Below are 20,355 nucleotides of genomic sequence, written 5' to 3'. Positions count from 1 at the left end.
CGCCGGCATCCCGGTCTATCGCGTCAGGCGCGACGGAGCACCTCGAAGCGGTAACGCGTTCCGGTGCGGCTGGTGTGCCACTCCCCCGGAGCGGGATCGACGCGCGCCAGCTGCCACGAGCCGTCGATCTCGGGCGCGAACGCGTCGCCCTCCACGTCCAGGTCGATGCGGGTCACCCAGAGCTCGTCGAGCACGGGCATGGCCTGCCGATAGATCTCGGCACCGCCGATCACCCAGACCTCGTCGTCGAGCTCGGCGGCACGCCGCAGCGCCTCCTCCAGCGCGTGCACGACGGTCGCTCCCGGAGCCTCGAAAGCCTCGTCGCGTGTGATGACGATGTTGGGCCGTCCGGGCAGCGGGCGGAAGCGCTGCGGGAACGACTGCCACGTGCGCCGTCCCATCACCACCGGAGACTCAGCCGTGGCCCGTTTGAAGTACGCCATGTCCTCCGGCAGGTCCCACGGCATGCCGCCGTCTGCGCCGATTGCGCCATTGGACGCCTGGGCCCAGATCGCTCGGATCGGCATGCGTCAGACGGCGACGGCCGCGCGGATGGGCGGGTGATGACGGTAGTCGTGAACCGCGAAGTCCTCGAACTCGTAGTCGAAGATCGACGCCGGCGTGCGGGTGATCTCGAGCGTCGGGTACGGGAAGGGCTCGCGCGACAGCTGCTCGGCGACCTGCTCGCGGTGGTTGTCGTAGATGTGGCAGTCGCCGCCCGTCCACACGAACTCGCCCGGCTCGAGGCCGGTCTGCTGCGCCATCATCAGGGTGAGCAGCGCGTAGGAGGCGATGTTGAACGGCACGCCCAGAAAGAGATCCGCGCTGCGCTGGTAGAGCTGGCACGAGAGCCGCCCCTCGGCCACATAGAACTGGAACATCGCATGGCACGGCGCGAGGGCCATGTCGGGGATGTCGGCGGGGTTCCACGCGGACACCAGGATGCGCCGCGAGTCGGGGTTCGTGCGGAGCTGGTCGACCGCCTGCTGGATCTGGTCGATCTGCTCGCCGCTCGGGGTGGGCCACGACCGCCACTGCACGCCATAGACCGGACCCAGGTCGCCGTTCTCGTCGGCCCACTCGTCCCAGATGGTGACACCGCGCTCCTGCAGCCACCTCACGTTGCCGTCGCCGCGCAGGAACCAGAGCAGCTCGAGCGCGACCGACTTGAAGTGCACGCGCTTCGTGGTGATGAGCGGGAAGCCCTGCGACAGGTCGTAGCGCAGCTGGCGGCCGAACACGCTCGTCGTTCCGGTGCCCGTGCGGTCGTCCTTGTGCGCGCCGTTCGCGAGCACGTCGCGCAGCAGGTCTTCGTACGGAGTGGGGATCACGGGATCCAGGGTAGACCGGGGGTCCGACACCGGGGGCTGTTACGGAGCGTGTCGGCCATCGCCCGTCGCGCACCCCGGGCGCGTTATCGTGCCGGACATGGACCCGGTGGCGGCGCTCATCCTGATCGCGGCGGTCATGCTGACCGCGATGGCGATCGGCTTGGTGCTGCGGCGGCGCGAAGGGCGCGCCCGCGCGGCGCGCGGCCCGGCCGCGGTGGACCCCGCCGGGCTCGACCTGGCGGGCGCAGCCTTCGGCGAGCGCGCCACGCTCCTGCAGTTCAGCACGGAGTACTGCGCGAGGTGCCCCGCAGCGCGACGAGTGCTGGGCCGCATCGCGGGCGAGCACGAGGGCGTCGCACACGTGGACGTCGACCTCACCCACCGGCCCGACCTCACGCGCCGGTTCGGCGTGCTGCAGACCCCGACCACCCTCGTCGTCGACGCGCACGGGGCCGTGCGAGCCCGCATCGGCGGGGCACCCCGCGTACACGACGTGGAGCGAGAGCTCGAGCGCATCCTGGAGGACTCCCGTGTCTGACTCACACGTGCCGACCGGCATCGATCCGCGTGGCCCGCGCTTCGTGGCCGCGATCACGAGCGTGCTGCTCGCGCTCGCGACGTTCCTCGCGCTGACCGGGATCTCGACGACCCGTGAGGCCGCGTCCTTCGGCTGGTTCGCCTACCAGCCGCTGGCCGGCGCGGCCTACGCCCCCGGCGCGCTCGCGTTCACCACCGTGTGGCAGCGCATCTTCGATCCGGGCTTCATCGCCGCGGCGATCGTCGCCGCCCTGTTCCTGTGGGGCGTGGTCTCGCCCCGCACGGCGCCGTGGGGCGTGGTCTTCCGCCGCCTCGTGCAGCCTCGCCTCGCGCCGCCCGCCGAGCTCGAGGATCCGCGTCCGCCGCGCTTCGCGCAGGGCGTGGGTCTGGTCGTCACGGGCGCCGGGCTCATCCTGCATCTGGTGGCCGTGCCGTGGGCGCTTCCGATCGCGACGGCGGCGGCGCTGGTCGCGGCGCTGCTCAATGCCGTGTTCGGGCTGTGCCTGGGATGCCAGCTGTACCTGCTGCTGCAGCGCGCCGGCCTCGTCGGACGCAGCCGGCCGGCCTGATCCGCAAGCCCCGTGACGCCCACCCACCCGGCCAGTAGGCTGACGGCGATACCGCTCAACGCCGAATCGGAGGACGTCATGACCGTCACCAGCGAAGCCACCACCGCCTGGACCGGAAGCCTGGCCGAAGGGTCCGGAACCGTCTCGTTCGCCTCCGGGATCGGGGCGTTCCCGATCAACTGGAAGGCGCGCAGCGAGGGCTCGGACTCGAACACCACGCCCGAGGAGCTCATCGCGGCGGCGCACGCCTCGTGCTTCAGCATGGCGCTCTCGCACGCGCTGAGCGGCAACGGCACCCCGCCCGAGAAGCTCGACACGGCCGCGTCGGTGACGTTCAAGCCGGGCACGGGCATCACGGGCAGCCACCTCAACGTCAACGCGGTCGTGCCGGGCCTCGACGCCGAGAAGTTCCAGCAGATCGCCGAGGAGGCCAAGGCCGGGTGCCCGGTCTCGCAGGCGCTCGCCGGCATCGACATCACGCTCGAGGCGACGCTGGGCTGAACCATGCACGTCGTCGTCGGGGGCGCGTCCGGTCTGATCGGACGCGCCCTCGTCGCGTCTCTGCGCCAGCGCGGCGACCGCGTGACCCGCCTCGTGCGACGGGAGCCGACCGCCCCGGACGAGGTGCGGTGGCTGGACGGCACCGCGCTCGACCCGGAGATCGTCGCAGGAGCCGACGCCGTCGTGGGCCTGAACGGCGCGAGCATCGGGCGCCTGCCATGGACGCCCGGCTACCGCAGTCGGCTGCTGTGGTCGCGCCTGACACCGACGCGCACCCTGGCTCGCGCGATCGAGGCGCTTCCCGTCGGCGACCGCCCGCTGTTCGCATCCGCGAGCGGGGTGAGCTGGTACGGCTCGGCGCCAGGCGCGGTGCTGACCGAGGAAGCACCGGCGGGCGACACGTTCCTCGCCGCGCTGTGCGTCGAGTGGGAGCACGCGGCCCGTCCGGCGGGCCACCGAGTGGCGCTGCTGCGCACAGCGCCGGTCGTGCACCCCGACGCTGTGCTGAAGCCGCTCGTCGCCCTGACGCGGCTGGGGATCGCCGGGCCGCTCGGCCCCGGCACACAGGTCTGGCCGTGGATCTCGCTCGACGACGAGGTGGGGGCCATCCTGCACGTCATCGACCGCGGGCTCACGGGGCCCGTGAACCTCACGGGGCCCACCCGCGCGACGCAGAGCGACCTCGGCTTCGCCCTGGCCGTGCGGATGAACCGCCCGTATACCGTGCCGGCACCGTCCTTCGCGTTGCGCGCCGGGCTCGGGCGCCCGTTCGCCGACAGCCTGCTGCTCGCCGACGCGCACGTCGTCCCCGAGGCGCTGGAGAGGTCGGGTTACGTCTTCCGCCATGCGACCGTGGAAGAGGCGGTCGCGGCGGCTGTACCCGCCGGATGATGCCGAAGGCGTGCGGCTCGGATCAGCGCTCGGCCACGCGCTCGCGCCGAATCGCCTCGCGCACCGCCCCGCGCGCGCGGCGACGGTCCCCCGCGGCGTCGTACGCCAGGCTGAGCCGGAACCATGCCTTCCAGTCGGAGGGATCGGCCTCGACCTCGGCGCGATAGCGCGGGAACACGGCGTCCCCCTCGTCGCGCGTGACACGACCGCTCGGAGTCGTGGCCACGACGTCGTCGGGCAGGCCACCCTCGATCTCGAGCCGCCGTGCGAGCTGCTCGGCGCGGACACCGAACCAGAGCTCACGCCCCAGCGCCCAGGCGGCCACGAGGGGCAGCACGATCAGCGCCACGCCCATCGCGATGCCGACCGGATCTCCCGTCTGCAGGAACTGCACGGCGCGCCATCCGACCAGCAGGATGTACAGGGCCAGCAGCGCGGCCATCACGGCCACGCCGACGCGGGCGCTCACGCGCTCGTCGCCTGAGCGACCTGACCGGGCACGGCGTCATCCTGCACGGGCCGGCCATCTCGAGCCGCCGGTGCCCCGACGCCGATGTCGATGAAGTTCTCGAGCCCGATCACCACGCCGCGGACGTCCACCGCGTGCTCCAGCGCGATCCGGATCCCCGGAGCGTACGCGGCCGCGGGGTCGGCCGTGTCGTGCACGATCGACAGCGTCTCGCCCGGGCCCGACAGGATCGTCTCCTGCCGCGCGATGACGCCGGGGCGTCGCAGCGAGTGCACCGGCACGCTGGCGACCTGCTGACCGCGGGCGCGCTGATCCACGTGCGGCGCGTCGACGGGCGTGCCACGGGCGGCGGTGATCAGCTCGGCCGTGCGCACGGCCGTGCCGCTGGGCGAGTCGACCTTGCCGGCGTGATGCGCCTCGACGATCTCGGCGAAGGGGAAGAAGCGTCCGGCCGCCGCGGCGATCGCGCTGCCGATGACGGACCCCAGTGAGAAGTTCGGAATGAACACCGCGCCCGTGCCCGCCGCCTCCACCAGCGGCCGCACGAGCGTGATGCGCTCGGCCGACCACCCGCTCGTGCCGACCAGCACGTTGATACCGCGCTCGATCGCGGCGCGCACCACGTCGACGCTCACGGCGGGCGTCGACGCATCGACCACCAGGTCGGCCCCCTCGAGTTCGGCGAGGTCGCTGCGAGAGTCGAGCACCGCCGACACCTCGAAGCCGTCGAGGTCGTCGATGACCTCGCGGATGATGCCGCCGAGCTTGCCCGTGCCGCCGACCAGGGCGATCCGTGTCGTCATGCGTCCATCCTAGGTTCCGCGCGCACGGGATCCCTTCGGGTTGACACCGCCCCGCCCGTCCGGGTGGGGACGACAGCGGCCGTAGGCTCGACGCGTGATCACGTTCCGCGCCGCCTCCCCCGCCGACCCCGACGCACACGATCTGATCGTCGAGTACTTCGCGGAGCGCGCCGCCGGCTTCCCCGGCGAATACCGCCCGACCCTGCCCGCTCCGGATGCCTTCACGCCGCCCGACGGCGTGCTGCTGCTCGTGGAGCACGACGAGCGGGGCCTTGTCGGCTGCGGTGCCATCCGCCGCATCGCCGACGGTCCGCTCGGCGCGCGCTTCGAGGTCAAGCACGTGTACACGCGCCCCGCCGCCCGCGGGCTCGGGGCCGGGCGCCTGCTGATCGAGGAGCTCGAGCGCCGCGCACGCGAATGGGGCGCCCGCGAGCTCGTGCTGGACACGCACCATACGCTGACGGCCGCCGCCTCGCTCTACGCCCGCACGGGCTTCGAGCCCATCGAGCCCTACAACGACAACCCGAACGCGACTGTTTGGTTACGTAAGGTCCTGTAAGCCCCTCGGGCGTGCTCAGCGCGTCACGAACCGCAAGAATGCGAGCATGACCACCGCAATGAGGGCCCGCGCCCACCTGATCGAAGCCGTGGCGTGGTGGAAGATCGGGCTCAGCGGCGGTCGCACGGCACTCGCCACGGCGGCCACCGATGCCCTGGTCGCTGACCTGGGCGGCGATGCAGTCGCTGAGCTGGCAGGCATCACCGAGAGCATGAACCCCTTCGAAGTCGATGCTTTGATCACGCGCGTTGCGGATGAACTCCGACTGCACGACGCCTTCACTCACGGTCTTGAAGCTCTCGCCGTGCGCAGGATGTGCCGGGTCCTGCTCGCGAACGAGATGAATGAGCGCGAGTTGAGCGGCTGGGTGCACACGCGGTTCCACCACGAGAGCGAGTCCGATCTCCTCAATCTGCTTGCCGAGCTCGACGACGAGTACGACGAAGCCGAGTACTCGAAGCATGACGTGGAGCGCATTCGGAAGCGCATCCGCGCCGTCGCCGAGGAGATCCTCGCGACAGGCTCCGCGACGTAACGACGCCGCCAACGCAACGCGCTGGTACGGCAAATCGCTGGGCGAGTGGCGCCCGGATGGCGCGCGTGGATGACGAGCGGGCGGCGCAGACACGTGCGAGGTACGCGACCGTCACCGACACGCTTCCGCCGACACAGTGGTGCTGCCCGCGCCAAGGGAGAGCCCGGTCCGTAGGAGCAGAGCGGCCGCAGTGCACCGACGGAAGGGATATCTCCTACGGAACTGTGCAGCTCAGAACAGCAGCGTGTCGGGCAGGCCCGTGCGCAGCTCGACGGGCAGGTGCGCCAGGTCATTGTGCGTGAGGAGAGTCCAGGGACGGCCCTGGCGCTGCGAGATGACCGTGAGGCCGCAGTTGGCCTGGTTGAGGGTCATCCAGCGCCACTCGGGGGCGCCGAGCACCTCGCGCACGAACCACGAGATGACGAAGTTGTGCGTGATGAGCAGCTCGTGCACGTCGCCCTGCTTGCGCACGAGGAACTCGCCCACCGCGTCGGCCATCTGAGCCTTGCCTGCCTCGAGCTGGGCTTCGGTCACGCCGCCGAAGAAGGGCTCGAATGCCGCGGGTGTCTCGTCGGTCATGCCGGTGGGCACGCAGTCGAACAGCAGAGCGTGAGGCTCGGGCGTCACGGCGGGCAGCCGTTCGGCGACGATGCGGGCCGTATCGCTCGCTCGGACGAGGGGCGAGTGCCACACCTTGTCGAGCGGGATGCCCGACAGCCGATCGGCGATGAGCTCGGCCTGGCGCCGTCCGCGTGGCGACAGCGGGCCGTCCTCCATGCCGTGCTCGGCATCCTGCTGCTCGCCGTGACGAACGAGGTAGATGTAATGCGCCACTGCTTCACCCGTCCTTCATCACGTCTGCGTCCGATCGTTCACAGGATCGTGAGCCGGAGGTCTGCGATCCTCCCCCACACTACGTGACGTCTCCGACACGAGCGGGGCGAGCCCGCCCGCGTCGGTCACACGAGGTGGGAAAGAAATCGTGTCACTCGGCCGCGCGGGCGAGCTCGGCGAGATGGGCCCGCGTGAGGCGCACGCCCACTCCCTGCACGAGCTCGTCGAGATGCGACGGCGCATACGCGTTGACGATCGGCGCCGCGACGCCGCGCTGGGCCAGCAGCCAGGCGATGGCGATCGCCGCGTGCGGCACGGCGAGTTCGGCCGAGAGGGCGTCGAGGGCCTTCAGCACACGCACTCCCCTGCGGTTGAGCACACCGGCGAGCTGACGCCCGCGGGTGGAGGCGGCCACCTCGTGCCGCGAGCGGTGCCGCCCCGACAGGAACCCGTGCTCGAGCGCGTGGGACGGCGTGACGGCCAGCCCCTGGGCACCGGCCACGAGCCGCAGGTCGCCCTCGAACGTGCGGCGCCGCATGACGTTGTAGGGCACGTCGATCGCCTCGATGCGCGGATAGCCGGCGGACGCGAGGATGCGCGCCTCGACCAGCTGCTCGGCGGTGAACCCGTACGCCGCGATATGCCGCACCTTGCCGGTGTCGATCAGCCATTCTGCCGTGGCGAGCGTGTCCTCCACCGACCCGACCGGTTCGGAGGTGGCGTCGAGGTAGAGCACGTCGATGCGGTCGGTCGCCAGTCGCGTCAGCGACGCCTCGACCGCACGCACGAGGTTCGTGGGCCCGAGCCCCGGGTTGTCGGGATGATCACCCACGCGCACCGCGAGCACCGTGTCATCGCGGCGGCGGCGCGTGCGCATCCAATGCCCGATGATGTGCTCGCTGCGTCCGGCCGAGAAGCTGTCGGCCGTGTGGATGGCATTGCCGCCCAGCGCCGCGAAGTGGTCGAGCAGCTTCTCTGCGCGCTCCTGGTCGATCGTCCACGCGAACTCGGCACCGCCGAGCATCAGGGGGAAGATGCGCAGTGCCGTGTCGCCGAGCGAGCTGCGGAGGAACGTGCCCACGCCCGGGCCCTGCACCGGGATCGGTGCCGACGGGTGAGCAGCAGACTCGCCTTCGTGCGGCCGCACCTGCGGGCCGGCCATGCCGACCTGCGCCTCATCCATACCCCGCCCCCTCACGCGCATGTCCGGGGATGGACGACCCGCGCCACGCCCGACGACGGCGTGTGATTCGAGGGTACGGCAGGCGTCGTGCGGTCACGGCCGCCGCGCCGGTAACGCTTTCGTCACGGCGATGCCGATGCTGCGTCGAACGCGGAACGGCCCGCCCATCCGGGAGGATGAGCGGGCCGTCCGATCGCGAAGGACTCAGGCCTCGACGGGAGCCTCAGCGGTCTCGTCGGAGGCGGCAGCCTCCTCGATGACGGGCTCGAGGGCCATCTTGCCGCGGTCGTCGATCTCGGCGATGCGGACCAGGATCTTCTGACCCACCGAGACGACGTCCTCGATGTTCTCGACGCGCTTGCCGCCGTTGAGCTTGCGGATCTGCGTCACGTGCATGCGACCGTCCTTGCCCGGCAGCAGCGAGATGAACGCGCCCGAGGGGATGATCTTCACGACCGTGCCGAGGAACTGCTCGCCGACCTCCGGGTTGGTGGGGTTGGCGATCGCGTTGACCTGAGCGCGGGCGGCCTCGGCCGAGGGGCCGTCGGTCGCGCCGATGTAGACGGTGCCGTCCTCCTCGATGGAGATCTGCGCGCCGGTCTCATCCTGGATCGCGTTGATCGTCTTGCCCTTCGGCCCGATCAGCTCGCCGATCTTGTCGACCGGGATCTGCACGCTGATCACGCGCGGGGCCGTCGGCGCCATCTCGTCCGGGCCGTCGATCGCGGCGTTCAGCACCTCGAGGATGCGCGTGCGCGCGTCCTTGGCCTGCGTGAGCGCACCGGCCAGCACCTCCGAGGGGATGCCGTCGAGCTTGGTGTCGAGCTGGATCGCGGTGATGAACTCGCTCGTGCCCGCGACCTTGAAGTCCATGTCGCCCAGGGCGTCCTCGGCGCCGAGGATGTCGGTCAGCGCGGCGTAGCGCGTCTGTCCGTCGACCTCGTCCGTGACCAGTCCCATCGCGATGCCCGCGACGGGCGCGCGCAGCGGCACACCCGCGTTCAGCAGCGACAGCGTCGAGGCGCACACCGAGCCCATCGACGTCGAGCCGTTCGAGCCCAGAGCCTCCGACACCTGGCGGATCGCGTAGGGGAACTCCTCGCGCGACGGCAGGACGGGGACGAGAGCGCGCTCGGCCAGGAAGCCGTGACCGATCTCACGACGCTTCGGGCTGCCGACGCGGCCGGTCTCACCGGTCGAGTAGGGCGGGAAGTTGTAGTGGTGCATGTAGCGCTTGCTCGTCGTGGGCGACAGCGAGTCGATCTGCTGCTCCATCTTGAGCATGTTCAGCGTGGTGACGCCCATGATCTGGGTCTCGCCGCGCTGGAAGATCGCCGACCCGTGCACGCGAGGGATGACCTGCACCTCGGCGTCGAGCGGGCGGATGTCGGCCAGCCCGCGGCCGTCCATGCGGACGCCCTCGCTGAGGATGCGCCCACGCACGATCTTCTTCGTGACGGACTTGTAGGCGGCGGCGAACTCGAGCGGCGCCGCAGCGGGCAGCTCGCCCGCCTCCACCTTCTCGACCAGCTCGGCCTTGACGCGGGTCTTGACCTCGTCATCGGCGTTCTGGCGCTCCTGCTTGTCGGCGATCTGGTACACCTTCACCAGGTCGTCGTAGGCCTTCTCGTTCACGAACGCGAACGTCTCGTCGCTGTACGCCGGGAAGACCGGGAACTCCAGCGGGGCCTTGGTCGAGTTGGCGGCCATCTCGGCCTGCGCCGCGACGAGCTGCTTGATGAACGGCTTGGCCGCCTCGAGACCGCCCGCGACGATCTCCTCGTTGGGCTTGACGGCGCCGGCCTTGATCAGGTTCCAGCTGTTCTCGGTGGCCTCGGCCTCGACCATCATGATCGCGACGTCGCCGTTCTCGAGCACGCGCCCGGCGACCATCAGGTCGAAGACGGCCGACTCGACCTGCTCGGCGTTGGGGAACGCGACCCACTGGTCGGCGTGCTCGCCCTGGCCCGGGATGAGCGCGAGGCGCACACCGGCGATCGGGCCCGAGAACGGCAGGCCCGAGATCTGCGTCGAAGCCGACGCGGCGTTGATCGCGAGCGCGTCGTAGTACTCGCCCGGGGCGATCGACAGGACGGTGACGACGATCTGGACCTCGTTGCGCAGGCCGTCGACGAACGACGGTCGCAGCGGGCGGTCGATCAGACGGCAGACCAGGATGGCCTCGGTCGAGGGACGACCCTCGCGCCGGAAGAACGAGCCCGGGATCTTGCCGGCGGCGTACGAGCGCTCCTCGACGTCGACGGTCAGCGGGAAGAAGTCGAAGCCCTCACGCGGGTGCTTGCCCGCGCTCGTGGCCGAGAGGAGCATCGTCTCCTCGTCGAGGTATGCGGCGACGGCGCCCTGCGCCTGCTGCGCGAGACGACCGGTCTCGAAGCGGATCGTGCGGGTGCCGAAGCGGCCGTTGTCGAGAACGGCCTCGGCGGCGGTGATTTCAGGACCTTCCAAGAGGTCTCTCTCCTTCTGTTGTCCGCGGTGGATGCCGCGGGTTCACGTCAGGAGCAGGGGAACAGGCAGATATGGGCGCGCAGCGTTCAGACCGCGCGGAACTGAGATCGCGCGGGAGATCGATCACGCTCGCCTGCGCTGGCCACCAGGAGAAATCCACCAGGCCGGATCCGCGGATCGAAGGTCTGGGAGACCACTTCAGGGGACCAGCTTCCTGCCAGCCTGCTCCTGCTTCACGTATGGAATTGTGGATCGGACGCCGCCTGCGCGGCGCCCTCCGACGGCTCCCGCGAAGACGGGAGCCTTCCCCACCCTACCAGCGGCACCCCGATCTGGTCAGGCCCCTGTCGCATCGTCGGCGGGACTGCCTAGCCTCGGCACCATGAGCGACTTCCCCGATGAGACCGCCGACGTCGAGCGCCCCCTCAATCCCGACGAGGAGCGCGAAGTCGACTTGGACGACGAGGCCGAGCTCGAACTGCCGCCGCCCACGATCGATCCGGACGAGACCGTGGAGGTCGACCCGGATCCGATTCTCGAGGACGAGCGCGACGAGGCGGCCGGATTGGGCGACCTCGACGAGTAACGCCGCTGGCGACCGGCTGCGCCGTCTGCCTGACCTTCAGCGCAGGTTCCACCGCCCTGGCTCTTGAGTGAGTGGAGTCGCACAAGCGCCCCTGCTCGATCGGCGCTGCGACCGCTCGTGGATCCTGCGAATCACCCCGCCCGATCAACTCCAAGGCGATACATCGAATCAGCTCCGGTCGAAGAAGGCCGAGCTTCTACCCGAACTGAAGGTCCTCAAGGCGCAGGTCGTAGGTGTCGAGGTTTGAAGTCGGATTCAAGATGTACCCACCGATTCCCTCTAGAGCGGATCGCATCTGGGTAAAGTCCGGCATCCCCTGACATCACGAGATCATTCCCTTATTGATCGGTCATCTGTGGCATCCCGGGTGCCCATTCGCCGCGTCCTCCCGCGGCAGTCGCAGGTGGGCGCTCACCACCATCACCGTAGCTTTCGACCCCCCTTCGGGCCGGCCCCTGTCCACACGGGCACGGGACCGCGGGTCTCGCCCATGGCCGAGTGTCGCCTTGATATCACCTTCCCCCACGCAGTCCTCAAGGCTGGGCTGCCGATGGCTGACAACACCGACAATGCGCTGAAATAGGCGGCAACGCGCTTGGCCGCCGCCATCCGCACGAACCGCTCGGTCTTCGCATGCCGGCCATCCGCGTCGTACGCCAGCACCATGTCCGCCAGGCGCGTGGTCTCACCCCGCGCGTTATACACGATCTCCTACGCCACCAGCCCATCGGCGACCGTGTTCGCCCCGGCGATCGGGTTGGTCACCGTGGTGGAGGTGAGCCGGTCGGCCCAGTCGTAGCAGTACACCGTCGTGGTCGTCTTCGCCGCCTGCCCCGGAGCCGTCCACACATCCGTCAGCTTCGTGCGGTTGCCGGACTTCCCGGCCGCGGTGTTCACCCCGCACCCTCCGGTTCCGGCGAACTCGTAGGTAAGCTGGTGGCCGGGGATCTTCGCGGTGATCAGGCGGCCGGCCTTGTCGTACCCGTAGGTGGAGGTGTAGGTCTCGGTGCCGCGGGTGATCTTGTGCTGCACCACCCGACCCGCCTGCGAACGGGCCACCGTCTCGGTCACGGTGTCCGCCTCCGGGAACGTCCACGACTGCCCGCTCGCACGCCCCGCCGCATCCCGGGTGATGCCCGTCAGCGCCGAGCCACCGAGATACGCGACCGACGCGAGTCGCTGATACGTGTCATACGACGGAGTGGCGTACACCTGGCCATCGACCTTCACCGTCGTGGACTTGCCGTCGAGGTCGTATGTGAACGCCGTCACCGCCGCGGTGCCGCCGGCGGGCGTGGTGGTCACGCTCGTGAGCCGGTCGACCCGCGCCTGGTAGGCGGGCACCGTGACCGTGTCCCACACGTCGGTGTACGACGTCACCCGCCCGAGCAGATCCACCTTCGTCGTGATCGTCGAGCCGTTCGGCGACCCGGTCACGGCGCTGTTCGACGACGTGGTCGTCATGCCCGTCGCCGTCGCCGTGTACGTGTTCGTGACCGTGACGGCCGCGACAAGGCCGGCACGGCCGACGGCTCGAAGGGCACCGTCACCAACGTGACAACCAACGACACAACCGCCGCACCGACCACAGCCAGGCACGCGCAGCACCGATCACGACCACTCCCGGCGACTCCATCCGGAGCGCTCGCTCCTGCGGGCAACATATCGGGATGTGGCGACCTGCGGACGAGGATTCTGAGAGGCTCCTGTGAGTGCCCGGGCAGTTACGGTACGGCAACGCTGGAAGCGCCGGAGCGGCGCGGACCGACTACCCGAGCTTGCTGCTCTCGGGCGCGTCACGGATCGGAATCACGATGCAGTCGGCGTGCTTCGGCAGCACGCCGTCACCCGCCGTGCGGCCGCGCACGCGGCGCCACATCCATGGCAGGGCGTGCACCCGCAGCCAGCCGGTCGACACCGGCGGCTCGGCGGCCGGGCTCGAACCGTGGAGCGTGTCGTCGAGCCGCCCGAGCTCCTCGGCGTCCGGGATGCCCAGCGCCTCCGCGGCGCGGTAGGCGAGGTACCGGTGGCCGCGTGAGCTCAGGTGCACCCTGTCATCGGCGTACATCGTGCGGTCACCGAGCGCAGGCAGCGCTGCCGCGTCGAGCAGATACGAGTCGGTCTCGGCCGCGATCCGCCGCAGCTCGATCGCGTACAGCGCGAAGCGGCGGACGAAGAGGCGCGCGGCACGACGGTCCGGCAGGAACGGCGTGACGAGCAGCACGTCGGCGCCGGTCGCCCGGATGTCGCGCACGACCTGCTCGACCTGCGCAGCGAGACGCACCGGCTCCGCCCCGTGGCTGACGAGGTCGTTGGCTCCCATGAACACCGACACCAGGTCCGGTGCCATGGTCAGCGCCTGCGGCGCCTGCTCATGCACCAGATCGCGCACCCGCCTGCTGCGGACGGCGAGATTGGCGTACTCGAACCGGCCGGCACCCTGCGCAAGCATGGTCGACAGGCGATCGGCCCACCCGCGGTACGCGCCGTTCTGCATGCGCGACGTGTCGCACAGGCCCTCCGTGAGCGAGTCACCCAGGGCCACGTACCGCTTCCAGGCGCGGGGCCGCGGCGGCTCGACACGCTCGGGGCGCGTCATGCCGCGCGCCCGCCACGCGTCATCCACAGGCCGCAGCCGCTGCGCCTCGCGGTAGTAGTCGAGCAGCCGGTCGCCGAGCGACTCCCACGTGCGGGCCGCCACGCTGCCCCGGGCCGCCGTGCCGAACGAGCGGCGCTTGGCGTCGTCGCCCGCGAGGTCGAGCACACGCTCGCGGAGATCGTCGAGGTCGCCCGGGCGGTAGAGCCACCCGTCGATGCTGGAGCGCACGAGGTCGACGGGACCGCCGCGACCCGTGGCGACCACCGGCACGCCGCTGGCCAGCGCCTCCTGCACCGTCTGACAGAACGTCTCACTCTCGCCCGGATGGACGAACACGTCGAGGCTCGCGAGAGCCCGTGCCAGCCGCTCGCCCCCGAGGAACCCGGTGAACACCGCGCCCGGAAGTCGCTTCGCCAGACGCTCTCGCTCAGGCCCGTCGCCGATGATCACGAGGCGCAGGCCCGGCAGCCCGCACAGCACCCGCAGATCCTCGACCTGCTTCTCGGTCGCGAGCCGCCCGACGTAGCCGACGAGCGTCTCGCCCGGCGCGATCCGCGACCGCCACGCGTCACTGCGGCGCTCGGGCCGGAAGCGCTCGGCGTCCACGCCGCGCCCCCACCGGCGCAGCCGGTCGATACCCAGCGCCGTGAGCTGCGCTTCGGACGCCGACGAGGGGGCCAGCGTCAGCGTTGCGCGCCGGTGCACCCGCGCCACATGCGCCGTGGCCAGCGGCACCGCACCCGGCAGACCGTAGCGTTCGGCGTACGCGATCATGTCGGTCTGGTAGACCGCCACGGTCGGCAGGCGCAGCACGTCGGCCGCCGCCTGTCCCTTCCACCCCAGGGCGAAGGGCGAGGCGAGGTGCACCACGTCGGGCTGGAAGTCGCGCAGCACGCGCGCCAGGCGTGAGGTGGAGGGATACGCCAGGCGGACATCCGGATACGACGGCATCGGCATCGACGGCAGCAGCACGGTGTCGCCCCGCGCCGTGCGCTGCCCCGGGGAATGGTCGCGCGCGCCGGCGTCGGGCGCGATCACCAGCGTGTCATGGCCCCGCCGTTCGAGGTGACGGACCATCTGCAGAACCGAGTGCGTGACCCCGTTCATGTGCGGCAGGAAGGACTCGGCGACCAGCGCGATTCTCACCCATCCAGGGTGCCCGGCGGCGGGCGCCGAGCGCCGGCCGGGACAGGCCGCTTCGCCGAGCGTTCATCCAGGATCACCGAGGTTTCACCAGCGCCACCCCGACGCGTCACCGTCGCGAGGCTCGGCGGGTGTCGGTGACCCCGGGCAGGATGGGGACGAGCCGATCCGACGAAAGCGAGCCGCCCGTGACGCACTCCCGCCACCCCTTCGACGCCATCACGGTGCAGAGCCTGCGCGAGGTGGGCAGCATGAAGTGGACGATGTTCCCCGACACCCTGGCTGCGTGGGTCGCCGAGATGGACTTCGGGGTGGCGCCGCCCATCACCGACGCGCTGCACGCCGCGGTCGACCGCGGCGCGTTCGGCTACCTGCCCCCGGCAGACGCGCGGGCGATGTCCGAGGCTTTCGCGACGTGGTCGGCCCAACGCTACGGCTGGAGCGTCGACCCGGACGACGTGCACGCGTTCCCGGACGTGATCGCCGCCCTCGAGGTGGCGATCGAGCACTTCAGCGCGCCGGGGTCGGCGGTCGTGGTGCCGACCCCCGCCTATATGCCGTTCCTCACGGTGCCGCTCGCGCTCGGGCGCCGCGTCGTCCAGGTGCCGATGGCGCGGGACGGCGAGCGCTGGGTGTACGACCTCGATGCGCTCGACCAGGCCTTCGCGGACGGCGCCGGGATGCTGGTGCTCTGCAACCCTCACAACCCCATCGGCAGAGTGCTCGACCCGCTCGAGATGGCGGCGATCGGCGAGATCGTCGCGCGGCACGGCGCGCGCGTGTTCTCGGACGAGATCCATGCGCCGCTCGTGTACCCGGGCCGGGCGCACGTGCCCTACGCGTCGGTGAACGAGGCGACAGCGAGCCACACGCTGACGGCCACCTCGGCATCGAAGGCCTGGAACCTGCCCGGGCTCAAGACGGCGCAGGTGATCGTGTCGAACTCGGCCGATGGCGAACGATGGGTCGCCGAGGGCCGGATGTGGGGCCACGGCGCCGCAAACCTCGGGGTGATCGCGAACACCGCCGCGTACTCCGCGGGCGGGCCGTGGCTCGACGACGTGGTCGACTACCTCGACGGCAGCAGGCGGCTGCTGGGTGAGCTGGTGGCGGCGCACCTGCCCGGTGTCGCGATGACCCAGCCCGAGGGCACCTACCTCGCATGGCTCGAGTGCGCCGCGCTCGACCTGGCGGGATCGCCGGCCGAGTTCTTCCGGGAGCATGCCGGGGTCGTGCTCACCGACGGGGAGCTCTGCGGCGACATCGGTGCCACGGCGGTGCGGCTGAACTTCGCGACACCGCGCCCGGTCCTCGAACAGATCGTCGCCGCGATGGGGAATGCGCTGCGCCAGCGCTGACGCCCGGTGCGCCGTTCCCCGGCCGTTCACCGGGCCCGCGTACACAGATGCCGTGGACGAGCTCATCGCCGGACTCGCGGCACATCCCTGGGCGCTCGCCGCGCTCGCCGCCGTCGTGTTCGCCGACGCGTTCCTGGTCGTCGTGCCCGGCGAGGTGGCCGTCACGGCGCTCGGGACGGTCGCCGCCACGCAGGGGCTCCCCCCGCTGTGGTCGGTCATCCTGGTCGGCGGCCTGGCGGCGTTCACGGGCGACGTCTGCTGCTATCTGGTCGGCCGCCTACTGCATCCGCGAACGTGGCGCATCCTGCAGCGTCCCGGCCTGCAGCGGGGCCTCGACTGGGCCGCCGGCCGCCTGCGCACGCACATGGCCACGGCCGTGTTCACGGCGCGGTTCATCCCGTTCGGCCGGCTCGCCGTCAACCTCTCGGCCGGCGCCGCCAGCGTGCCGGCACTGCGCTATCTGCCCATCGCCGGGGCAGCTGCACTCGCCTGGGCCGCATTCCAGGCGCTGGCGGGTGCGGCGGTCGCGTCGCTCGTGCCGGGCGGCACACTCCCCGCCGTCATCATCTCGATCGCGGTGGCACTCCTCGTCGGCTGGACGATCGACCTGGTCCTCGCGCGCATTCGCCGCGCGAAGTGAGGAGGCTCTCGCGGTGAAGGCGCCGGATCGCGCGCACTGTGCACGATCCGGCGCCTTCGCGGCGGGCTCCCTCCCCGAGCGCCCGCCTGACGCGCTCACTCCCCCGCGAGCCCGCCCAGCAGGTGGCCGAAGCCCCGCCCCTGGCCCAGGTAGGTGTCGGGGTCGAACGGGTCGAGGCCGTCGACCTTCGGCTTCGCCGCGATCGCCTCGGCGAGCTCGCGCGCGCCGCGCTCGATGCGCGCGCTGAGCGGGGCGACATCGTCTTCCTTGCCGCCCCAATCGCTCGACGCCGCGAAGACGCCGGTCGAGACGGGCTCGGCGTGCAGGTAGGCGAACAGCGGCCGGATCGCGTAGTCGATCGCGAGCGAATGGCGGGCCGTGCCCGCGTTCGCCCCGATCAGCACGGGCTTTCCGACGAGCGCATCCCGGTCGAGGATGTCGACGAACGACTTGAACAGGCCCGAGTAGCTGGTCGAGAAGATCGGCGTCGCGACGATGACCGCGTCGGCCGATGCGATCTGCGTGAGCACCTTCTCGAGTGCCGGCGGGGCGAAGCCGGCCAGCATGTGGTTCACGATGTCGTGCGCGTAGTCGCGCAGCTCGAACACCTCGGCGGTTGCCGCGATGCCCCGCTCGTCGAGCTCGGCCACTGCGGCGGCGGCCATCCGGTCGGCCAGCATGCGCGTCGACGAGGGCGTCGACAGGCCCGCGGAGATCACCGCGATCCGCCGCGTGTCTGCGGCCATGGTGTCGGTCATATCCTGTCTCCTTCCGGGTTCAGCGGGTCGCGGCCGAGCCGAATGCGGAGCCTGCCTTGGGCGCCGCCGGCGGCGTGTCCTGGTAGGGGCCGCCGACCGTGAGGTTGTTGCCGCCCGCGGCGTTGGGGCGCGCCTGACGCGCGGGGCCGTCGCCGTAGACCGCCTTGACGCGGGCGGCGTGGGTCGGCGCGGCCGGCACGTCGGCGGGCCGGTTCTTCGCGAGCTCCTTGCGCAGCACCGGCACGACCTCGCCGCCCAGCAGGTCGAGCTGCTCGAGCACGGTCTTCAGCGGCAGGCCCGCGTGGTCCATCAGGAACAGCTGGCGCTGGTAGTCGCCGTAGTGGTCGCGCATGGCGGCGTAGCGGTCGATGACCTGCTGCGGGGAGCCGACTGTGAGCGGCGTCATCTCGGTGAAGTCCTCCATCGACGGGCCGTGGCCGTACACCGGGGCGTTGTCGAAGTAGGGGCGGAAGGCCTTGACGGCATCCTGCGAGTTCTTGGCCATGAACGCCTGCCCGCCGAGCCCGACGATCGCCTGCTCGGGGGTGCCGTGGCCGTAGTGCGCGTAGCGCTGGCGGTAGAGGGCGATCAGGCGCTGGTAGTGCTCCTTGGGCCAGAAGATGTTGTTCGCGAAGAAGCCGTCGCCGTAGTAGGCGGCCTGCTCGGCGATCTCGGGCGTGCGGATCGAGCCGTGCCACACGAACGGCGCGACGCCGTCGAGCGGGCGCGGGGTGGCGGTGAAGCCCTGCAGCGGCGAGCGGAACTTGCCCTCCCAGTCGACGACATCCTGCTCCCAGAGCTGGCGCAGCAGCGCGTAGTTCTCGATCGCGAGCGGCAGCCCCTGCCGGATGTCCTTGCCGAACCAGGGGTACACGGGGCCGGTGTTGCCGCGGCCCATCACGAGGTCGACACGGCCGCCCGTGAGGTGCTGCAGCATCGCGTAGTCCTCGGCGATCTTCACCGGGTCGTTCGTCGTGATGAGCGTCGTGGCGGTCGACAGGATGAGGTTCTTCGTCTGCGCACCGATGTACGCGAGCGTCGTCGTGGGCGACGATGAGAAGAACGGCGGGTTGTGGTGCTCGCCGAGCGCGAAGACGTCGAGGCCCACCTCCTCGGCGTGCGTGGCGATCGTGACGATGTCCCGGATGCGCTCGGCCTCGCTCGGTGTGCGGCCCGTGGTCGGGTCGGTCGTGATGTCGCTGACGGAGAAGAGTCCGAACTGCATCCCCGAGGCGTCGACCGTCGACTCGGCCTCGTTCTGGGCAGTGGTGTCGATCACGTCTGTTGCTCCGATCCGGTCCCGGGGGACCCGCTCTGGGTTCTGCGCATTTGTATGCGTGTGAATATACCTGCTTCAACGGCCTCGCGTCGGATCTATTCCCGCCCCAGGCCCATCGACACCTCCGCGCTGAATGTCACAGCGCGGTCACGGTAACGTGATCCGGATGAGCGCGGCACCCCCCTCCCCTGACACGGGATCAGTTCCCCGCGTGCGCAAGCGCGTGCCGTACTGGGACAACGCCCGCTTCGCGTGCATCGTGCTCGTCGTGCTCGGCCACGCCGTGCAGCGGCTCACGTACGACTCGGACATCGCCTACGCGCTGTACCTGATGGTCTACGCGTTCCACATGCCCGCGTTCGCGATCATCTCCGGCTACTTCTCGAAGTCGGACCCGCCGTCGCGACGGCAGATGGCGCGCGTGATCACCGACATCCTGGTGCCCTACGTCATCTTCGAGGCGCTGTGGTGGCTGACCAAGGGACTGGTCGAGGGCGACCCCGACCCGAACCTCACCCAGCCGTCGTGGACCCTCTGGTTCCTCCTCGCGCTCGGCATCTTCCGCCTGATCCTGCCGTACCTCGCTCTGCTGCGCTGGCCGCTCGCGTGGACCGTCGTGATGTCGATCGGCGTGGGATACCTGCCCAACGTCGACAGCACGTTCTCGCTGTCGCGGACGCTCGGCTTCCTGCCGTTCTTCGCGCTCGGGTGGTGGCTGCGCGAGCACGACGTGGTGGCGCGGCTGCGACTGCTCGAGCGCAAGGCGTGGTGGGCGCGGGTCAGCGCCGTGGCCGTGTTCGCACTCGCCGGATGGCTGGCATGGGCGGGCCTGCCGGGGTGGCACGAGATGGACATGCGCAACTGGCTGTTCTACGACCAGGACTACGCCGCCATCATCGGCGACGCTCCGTGGTGGGCGGGCGGCGTGCGCCTCGCGCTCATGCTGGTCGCGGTCATCCTGTGCGCGGCGTTCTTCGTGCTCGTTCCTCGGGGCGAGTTCGCGTTCACTCCGCTCGGCACCTACACGATGTACGTGTACCTGCTGCACTCGTTCGTGCTGTACCCGTTCCGCGAGTCGGGCGTGCTGCGCGACCTCGAGCCGACATGGCTCTGGCTTCCCGCGGTGTGCGTGCTGTCCGTGGCGATCGCGGTGCTGCTGGCGTCGAAGCCCGTGCGCCGCGTGTTCCGGCCCCTGATCGAGCCGCGCTCGCGCTGGCTGTTCGCCGATCCGAGCATCACGCCGCAGGCGGGGCGCGGCAGCGATCCGACGGGGTCACGTCGCCCGCGCCGGTGAGGTCGCGCGCCCGACCGTCG

21 protein-coding genes are annotated in these 20,355 nt (G+C 70.7%); 10 read left to right on the top strand and 11 right to left on the bottom strand.

The annotated features are described in order from the left end of the window. Positions 1 to 23: 23 nt before the first annotated feature. Both ABTW64_RS12310 and ABTW64_RS12305 read right to left on the bottom strand, forming a co-directional pair. Positions 24 to 527, bottom strand: a complete 504-nt coding sequence (locus ABTW64_RS12310) for a dihydrofolate reductase (protein ID WP_350622793.1) — start codon at positions 525 to 527, stop codon at positions 24 to 26. A gap of 3 nt (positions 528 to 530) precedes the next feature. Further along, on the bottom strand, positions 531 to 1,340 hold the full coding sequence (locus tag ABTW64_RS12305; protein ID WP_350622897.1) for a thymidylate synthase: 810 nt from the start codon (positions 1,338 to 1,340) through the stop codon (positions 531 to 533). Between the two features lie 88 nt (positions 1,341 to 1,428). Between ABTW64_RS12305 and ABTW64_RS12300 the strand changes: the two genes are divergently transcribed. The 4 genes from ABTW64_RS12300 (at position 1,429) to ABTW64_RS12285 (ending at position 3,829) form a co-directional block, all read left to right on the top strand. After that, complete coding sequence (locus ABTW64_RS12300) at positions 1,429 to 1,869, top strand: TlpA family protein disulfide reductase (protein WP_350622791.1); 441 nt, start codon at positions 1,429 to 1,431, stop codon at positions 1,867 to 1,869. Further along, positions 1,862 to 2,437 (top strand): DUF4395 domain-containing protein, encoded by a 576-nt coding sequence (locus ABTW64_RS12295; protein ID WP_350622789.1) that lies wholly within the window; start codon positions 1,862 to 1,864, stop codon positions 2,435 to 2,437. The genes ABTW64_RS12300 and ABTW64_RS12295 overlap by 8 nt, the downstream gene beginning before the upstream one ends. Before the next feature lie 78 nt (positions 2,438 to 2,515). Continuing rightward, positions 2,516 to 2,938, top strand: coding sequence for an OsmC family peroxiredoxin (locus ABTW64_RS12290; protein WP_350622787.1), 423 nt, complete (start codon positions 2,516 to 2,518; stop codon positions 2,936 to 2,938). A gap of 3 nt (positions 2,939 to 2,941) precedes the next feature. Beyond that, on the top strand, positions 2,942 to 3,829 hold the full coding sequence (locus tag ABTW64_RS12285; protein WP_350622785.1) for a TIGR01777 family oxidoreductase: 888 nt from the start codon (positions 2,942 to 2,944) through the stop codon (positions 3,827 to 3,829). Positions 3,830 to 3,851: 22 nt separating this feature from the next. On the opposite strand, the gene ABTW64_RS12280 is transcribed toward ABTW64_RS12285, so the two are convergent. Together ABTW64_RS12280 and dapB are read right to left on the bottom strand one after the other, a co-directional pair. Continuing rightward, positions 3,852 to 4,298: a hypothetical protein gene (locus tag ABTW64_RS12280; RefSeq protein ID WP_350622783.1), complete on the bottom strand. Its 447-nt coding sequence runs from the start codon at positions 4,296 to 4,298 to the stop codon at positions 3,852 to 3,854. Continuing rightward, entirely contained in the window at positions 4,295 to 5,101 is an 807-nt protein-coding gene (gene dapB, locus ABTW64_RS12275; protein WP_350622781.1) for a 4-hydroxy-tetrahydrodipicolinate reductase, read from the bottom strand. The genes ABTW64_RS12280 and dapB overlap by 4 nt, the downstream gene beginning before the upstream one ends. A 94-nt stretch (positions 5,102 to 5,195) precedes the next feature. On the opposite strand from dapB, the gene ABTW64_RS12270 reads away from it, so the two are divergent. Together ABTW64_RS12270 and ABTW64_RS12265 are read left to right on the top strand one after the other, a co-directional pair. Further along, complete coding sequence (locus ABTW64_RS12270; RefSeq protein WP_350622779.1) at positions 5,196 to 5,660, top strand: GNAT family N-acetyltransferase; 465 nt, start codon at positions 5,196 to 5,198, stop codon at positions 5,658 to 5,660. Positions 5,661 to 5,706: 46 nt separating this feature from the next. Continuing rightward, the gene (locus ABTW64_RS12265) at positions 5,707 to 6,195 is read left to right on the top strand and encodes a hypothetical protein (RefSeq protein ID WP_350622777.1); all 489 of its coding nucleotides are present in this window, start codon (positions 5,707 to 5,709) and stop codon (positions 6,193 to 6,195) included. A 231-nt stretch (positions 6,196 to 6,426) separates the two neighbouring features. Here ABTW64_RS12265 and ABTW64_RS12260 read toward each other — a convergent pair whose 3' ends face one another. The 3 genes from ABTW64_RS12260 to ABTW64_RS12250 all read right to left on the bottom strand — a co-directional run bounded on the left by ABTW64_RS12260 (position 6,427) and on the right by ABTW64_RS12250 (position 10,678). Beyond that, a complete protein-coding gene (locus ABTW64_RS12260; RefSeq protein WP_350622775.1) occupies positions 6,427 to 7,029 on the bottom strand; it encodes a histidine phosphatase family protein in 603 nt (200 codons plus the stop codon). A 151-nt stretch (positions 7,030 to 7,180) separates the two neighbouring features. Next, positions 7,181 to 8,191 (bottom strand): aldo/keto reductase, encoded by a 1,011-nt coding sequence (locus ABTW64_RS12255; RefSeq protein WP_350622895.1) that lies wholly within the window; start codon positions 8,189 to 8,191, stop codon positions 7,181 to 7,183. Positions 8,192 to 8,416: 225 nt separating this feature from the next. After that, positions 8,417 to 10,678 carry a polyribonucleotide nucleotidyltransferase gene (locus tag ABTW64_RS12250; RefSeq protein WP_350622773.1) on the bottom strand — a complete coding sequence of 754 codons (2,262 nt, stop codon included), beginning with the start codon at positions 10,676 to 10,678 and terminating at the stop codon, positions 8,417 to 8,419. A 382-nt stretch (positions 10,679 to 11,060) separates the two neighbouring features. Between ABTW64_RS12250 and ABTW64_RS12245 the strand changes: the two genes are divergently transcribed. Beyond that, entirely contained in the window at positions 11,061 to 11,264 is a 204-nt protein-coding gene (locus tag ABTW64_RS12245; protein WP_350622771.1) for a hypothetical protein, read from the top strand. Between the two features lie 711 nt (positions 11,265 to 11,975). On the opposite strand, the gene ABTW64_RS12240 is transcribed toward ABTW64_RS12245, so the two are convergent. Together ABTW64_RS12240 and ABTW64_RS12235 are read right to left on the bottom strand one after the other, a co-directional pair. Next, a complete protein-coding gene (locus ABTW64_RS12240) occupies positions 11,976 to 12,728 on the bottom strand; it encodes a hypothetical protein (RefSeq protein WP_350622769.1) in 753 nt (250 codons plus the stop codon). 304 nt (positions 12,729 to 13,032) lie between these two features. Beyond that, on the bottom strand, positions 13,033 to 15,009 hold the full coding sequence (locus ABTW64_RS12235; RefSeq protein WP_350622767.1) for a glycosyltransferase: 1,977 nt from the start codon (positions 15,007 to 15,009) through the stop codon (positions 13,033 to 13,035). A 185-nt stretch (positions 15,010 to 15,194) separates the two neighbouring features. Between ABTW64_RS12235 and ABTW64_RS12230 the strand changes: the two genes are divergently transcribed. Both ABTW64_RS12230 and ABTW64_RS12225 read left to right on the top strand, forming a co-directional pair. Beyond that, positions 15,195 to 16,364: a MalY/PatB family protein gene (locus tag ABTW64_RS12230; RefSeq protein ID WP_350622765.1), complete on the top strand. Its 1,170-nt coding sequence runs from the start codon at positions 15,195 to 15,197 to the stop codon at positions 16,362 to 16,364. A gap of 52 nt (positions 16,365 to 16,416) precedes the next feature. Then, positions 16,417 to 17,004 (top strand): DedA family protein, encoded by a 588-nt coding sequence (locus tag ABTW64_RS12225; RefSeq protein ID WP_350622763.1) that lies wholly within the window; start codon positions 16,417 to 16,419, stop codon positions 17,002 to 17,004. A gap of 95 nt (positions 17,005 to 17,099) precedes the next feature. Here ABTW64_RS12225 and ABTW64_RS12220 read toward each other — a convergent pair whose 3' ends face one another. Both ABTW64_RS12220 and ABTW64_RS12215 read right to left on the bottom strand, forming a co-directional pair. After that, the gene (locus ABTW64_RS12220) at positions 17,100 to 17,762 is read right to left on the bottom strand and encodes a CE1759 family FMN reductase (protein WP_350622761.1); all 663 of its coding nucleotides are present in this window, start codon (positions 17,760 to 17,762) and stop codon (positions 17,100 to 17,102) included. A gap of 19 nt (positions 17,763 to 17,781) precedes the next feature. Beyond that, on the bottom strand, positions 17,782 to 18,987 hold the full coding sequence (locus ABTW64_RS12215; RefSeq protein ID WP_350622893.1) for an LLM class flavin-dependent oxidoreductase: 1,206 nt from the start codon (positions 18,985 to 18,987) through the stop codon (positions 17,782 to 17,784). Positions 18,988 to 19,207: 220 nt separating this feature from the next. Here ABTW64_RS12215 and ABTW64_RS12210 point away from each other — a divergent pair, with 220 nt between their 5' ends. After that, a complete protein-coding gene (locus ABTW64_RS12210) occupies positions 19,208 to 20,335 on the top strand; it encodes an acyltransferase family protein (RefSeq protein WP_350622759.1) in 1,128 nt (375 codons plus the stop codon). Positions 20,336 to 20,355: the final 20 nt, after the last annotated feature.

It is taken from the genome of Microbacterium sp. NPDC096154 (genome assembly GCF_040302945.1).
Classification (GTDB): Bacteria; Actinomycetota; Actinomycetes; order Actinomycetales; family Microbacteriaceae; genus Microbacterium.
The sequence above is the reverse complement of the archived record's forward strand: the minus strand, read 5'-3'. Positions and strand labels throughout refer to the sequence as shown.

What these genes read in the sequence shown, in the direction of transcription:
- ABTW64_RS12310 (WP_350622793.1), bottom strand. Translation starts at nt 527, where the DNA reads ATGCCGATCCGAGCGATCTGGGCCCAGGCGTCCAATGGCGCAATCGGC.
- ABTW64_RS12300 (WP_350622791.1), top strand. Translation starts at nt 1,429, where the DNA reads ATGGACCCGGTGGCGGCGCTCATCCTGATCGCGGCGGTCATGCTGACC.
- ABTW64_RS12290 (WP_350622787.1), top strand. Translation starts at nt 2,516, where the DNA reads ATGACCGTCACCAGCGAAGCCACCACCGCCTGGACCGGAAGCCTGGCC.
- ABTW64_RS12285 (WP_350622785.1), top strand. Translation starts at nt 2,942, where the DNA reads ATGCACGTCGTCGTCGGGGGCGCGTCCGGTCTGATCGGACGCGCCCTC.
- dapB (WP_350622781.1), bottom strand. Translation starts at nt 5,101, where the DNA reads ATGACGACACGGATCGCCCTGGTCGGCGGCACGGGCAAGCTCGGCGGC.
- ABTW64_RS12265 (WP_350622777.1), top strand. Translation starts at nt 5,707, where the DNA reads ATGACCACCGCAATGAGGGCCCGCGCCCACCTGATCGAAGCCGTGGCG.
- ABTW64_RS12255 (WP_350622895.1), bottom strand. Translation starts at nt 8,191, where the DNA reads ATGGCCGGCCCGCAGGTGCGGCCGCACGAAGGCGAGTCTGCTGCTCAC.
- ABTW64_RS12245 (WP_350622771.1), top strand. Translation starts at nt 11,061, where the DNA reads ATGAGCGACTTCCCCGATGAGACCGCCGACGTCGAGCGCCCCCTCAAT.
- ABTW64_RS12240 (WP_350622769.1), bottom strand. Translation starts at nt 12,728, where the DNA reads ATGACGACCACGTCGTCGAACAGCGCCGTGACCGGGTCGCCGAACGGC.
- ABTW64_RS12220 (WP_350622761.1), bottom strand. Translation starts at nt 17,762, where the DNA reads ATGACCGACACCATGGCCGCAGACACGCGGCGGATCGCGGTGATCTCC.
- ABTW64_RS12215 (WP_350622893.1), bottom strand. Translation starts at nt 18,987, where the DNA reads ATGCAGTTCGGACTCTTCTCCGTCAGCGACATCACGACCGACCCGACC.
- ABTW64_RS12210 (WP_350622759.1), top strand. Translation starts at nt 19,208, where the DNA reads ATGAGCGCGGCACCCCCCTCCCCTGACACGGGATCAGTTCCCCGCGTG.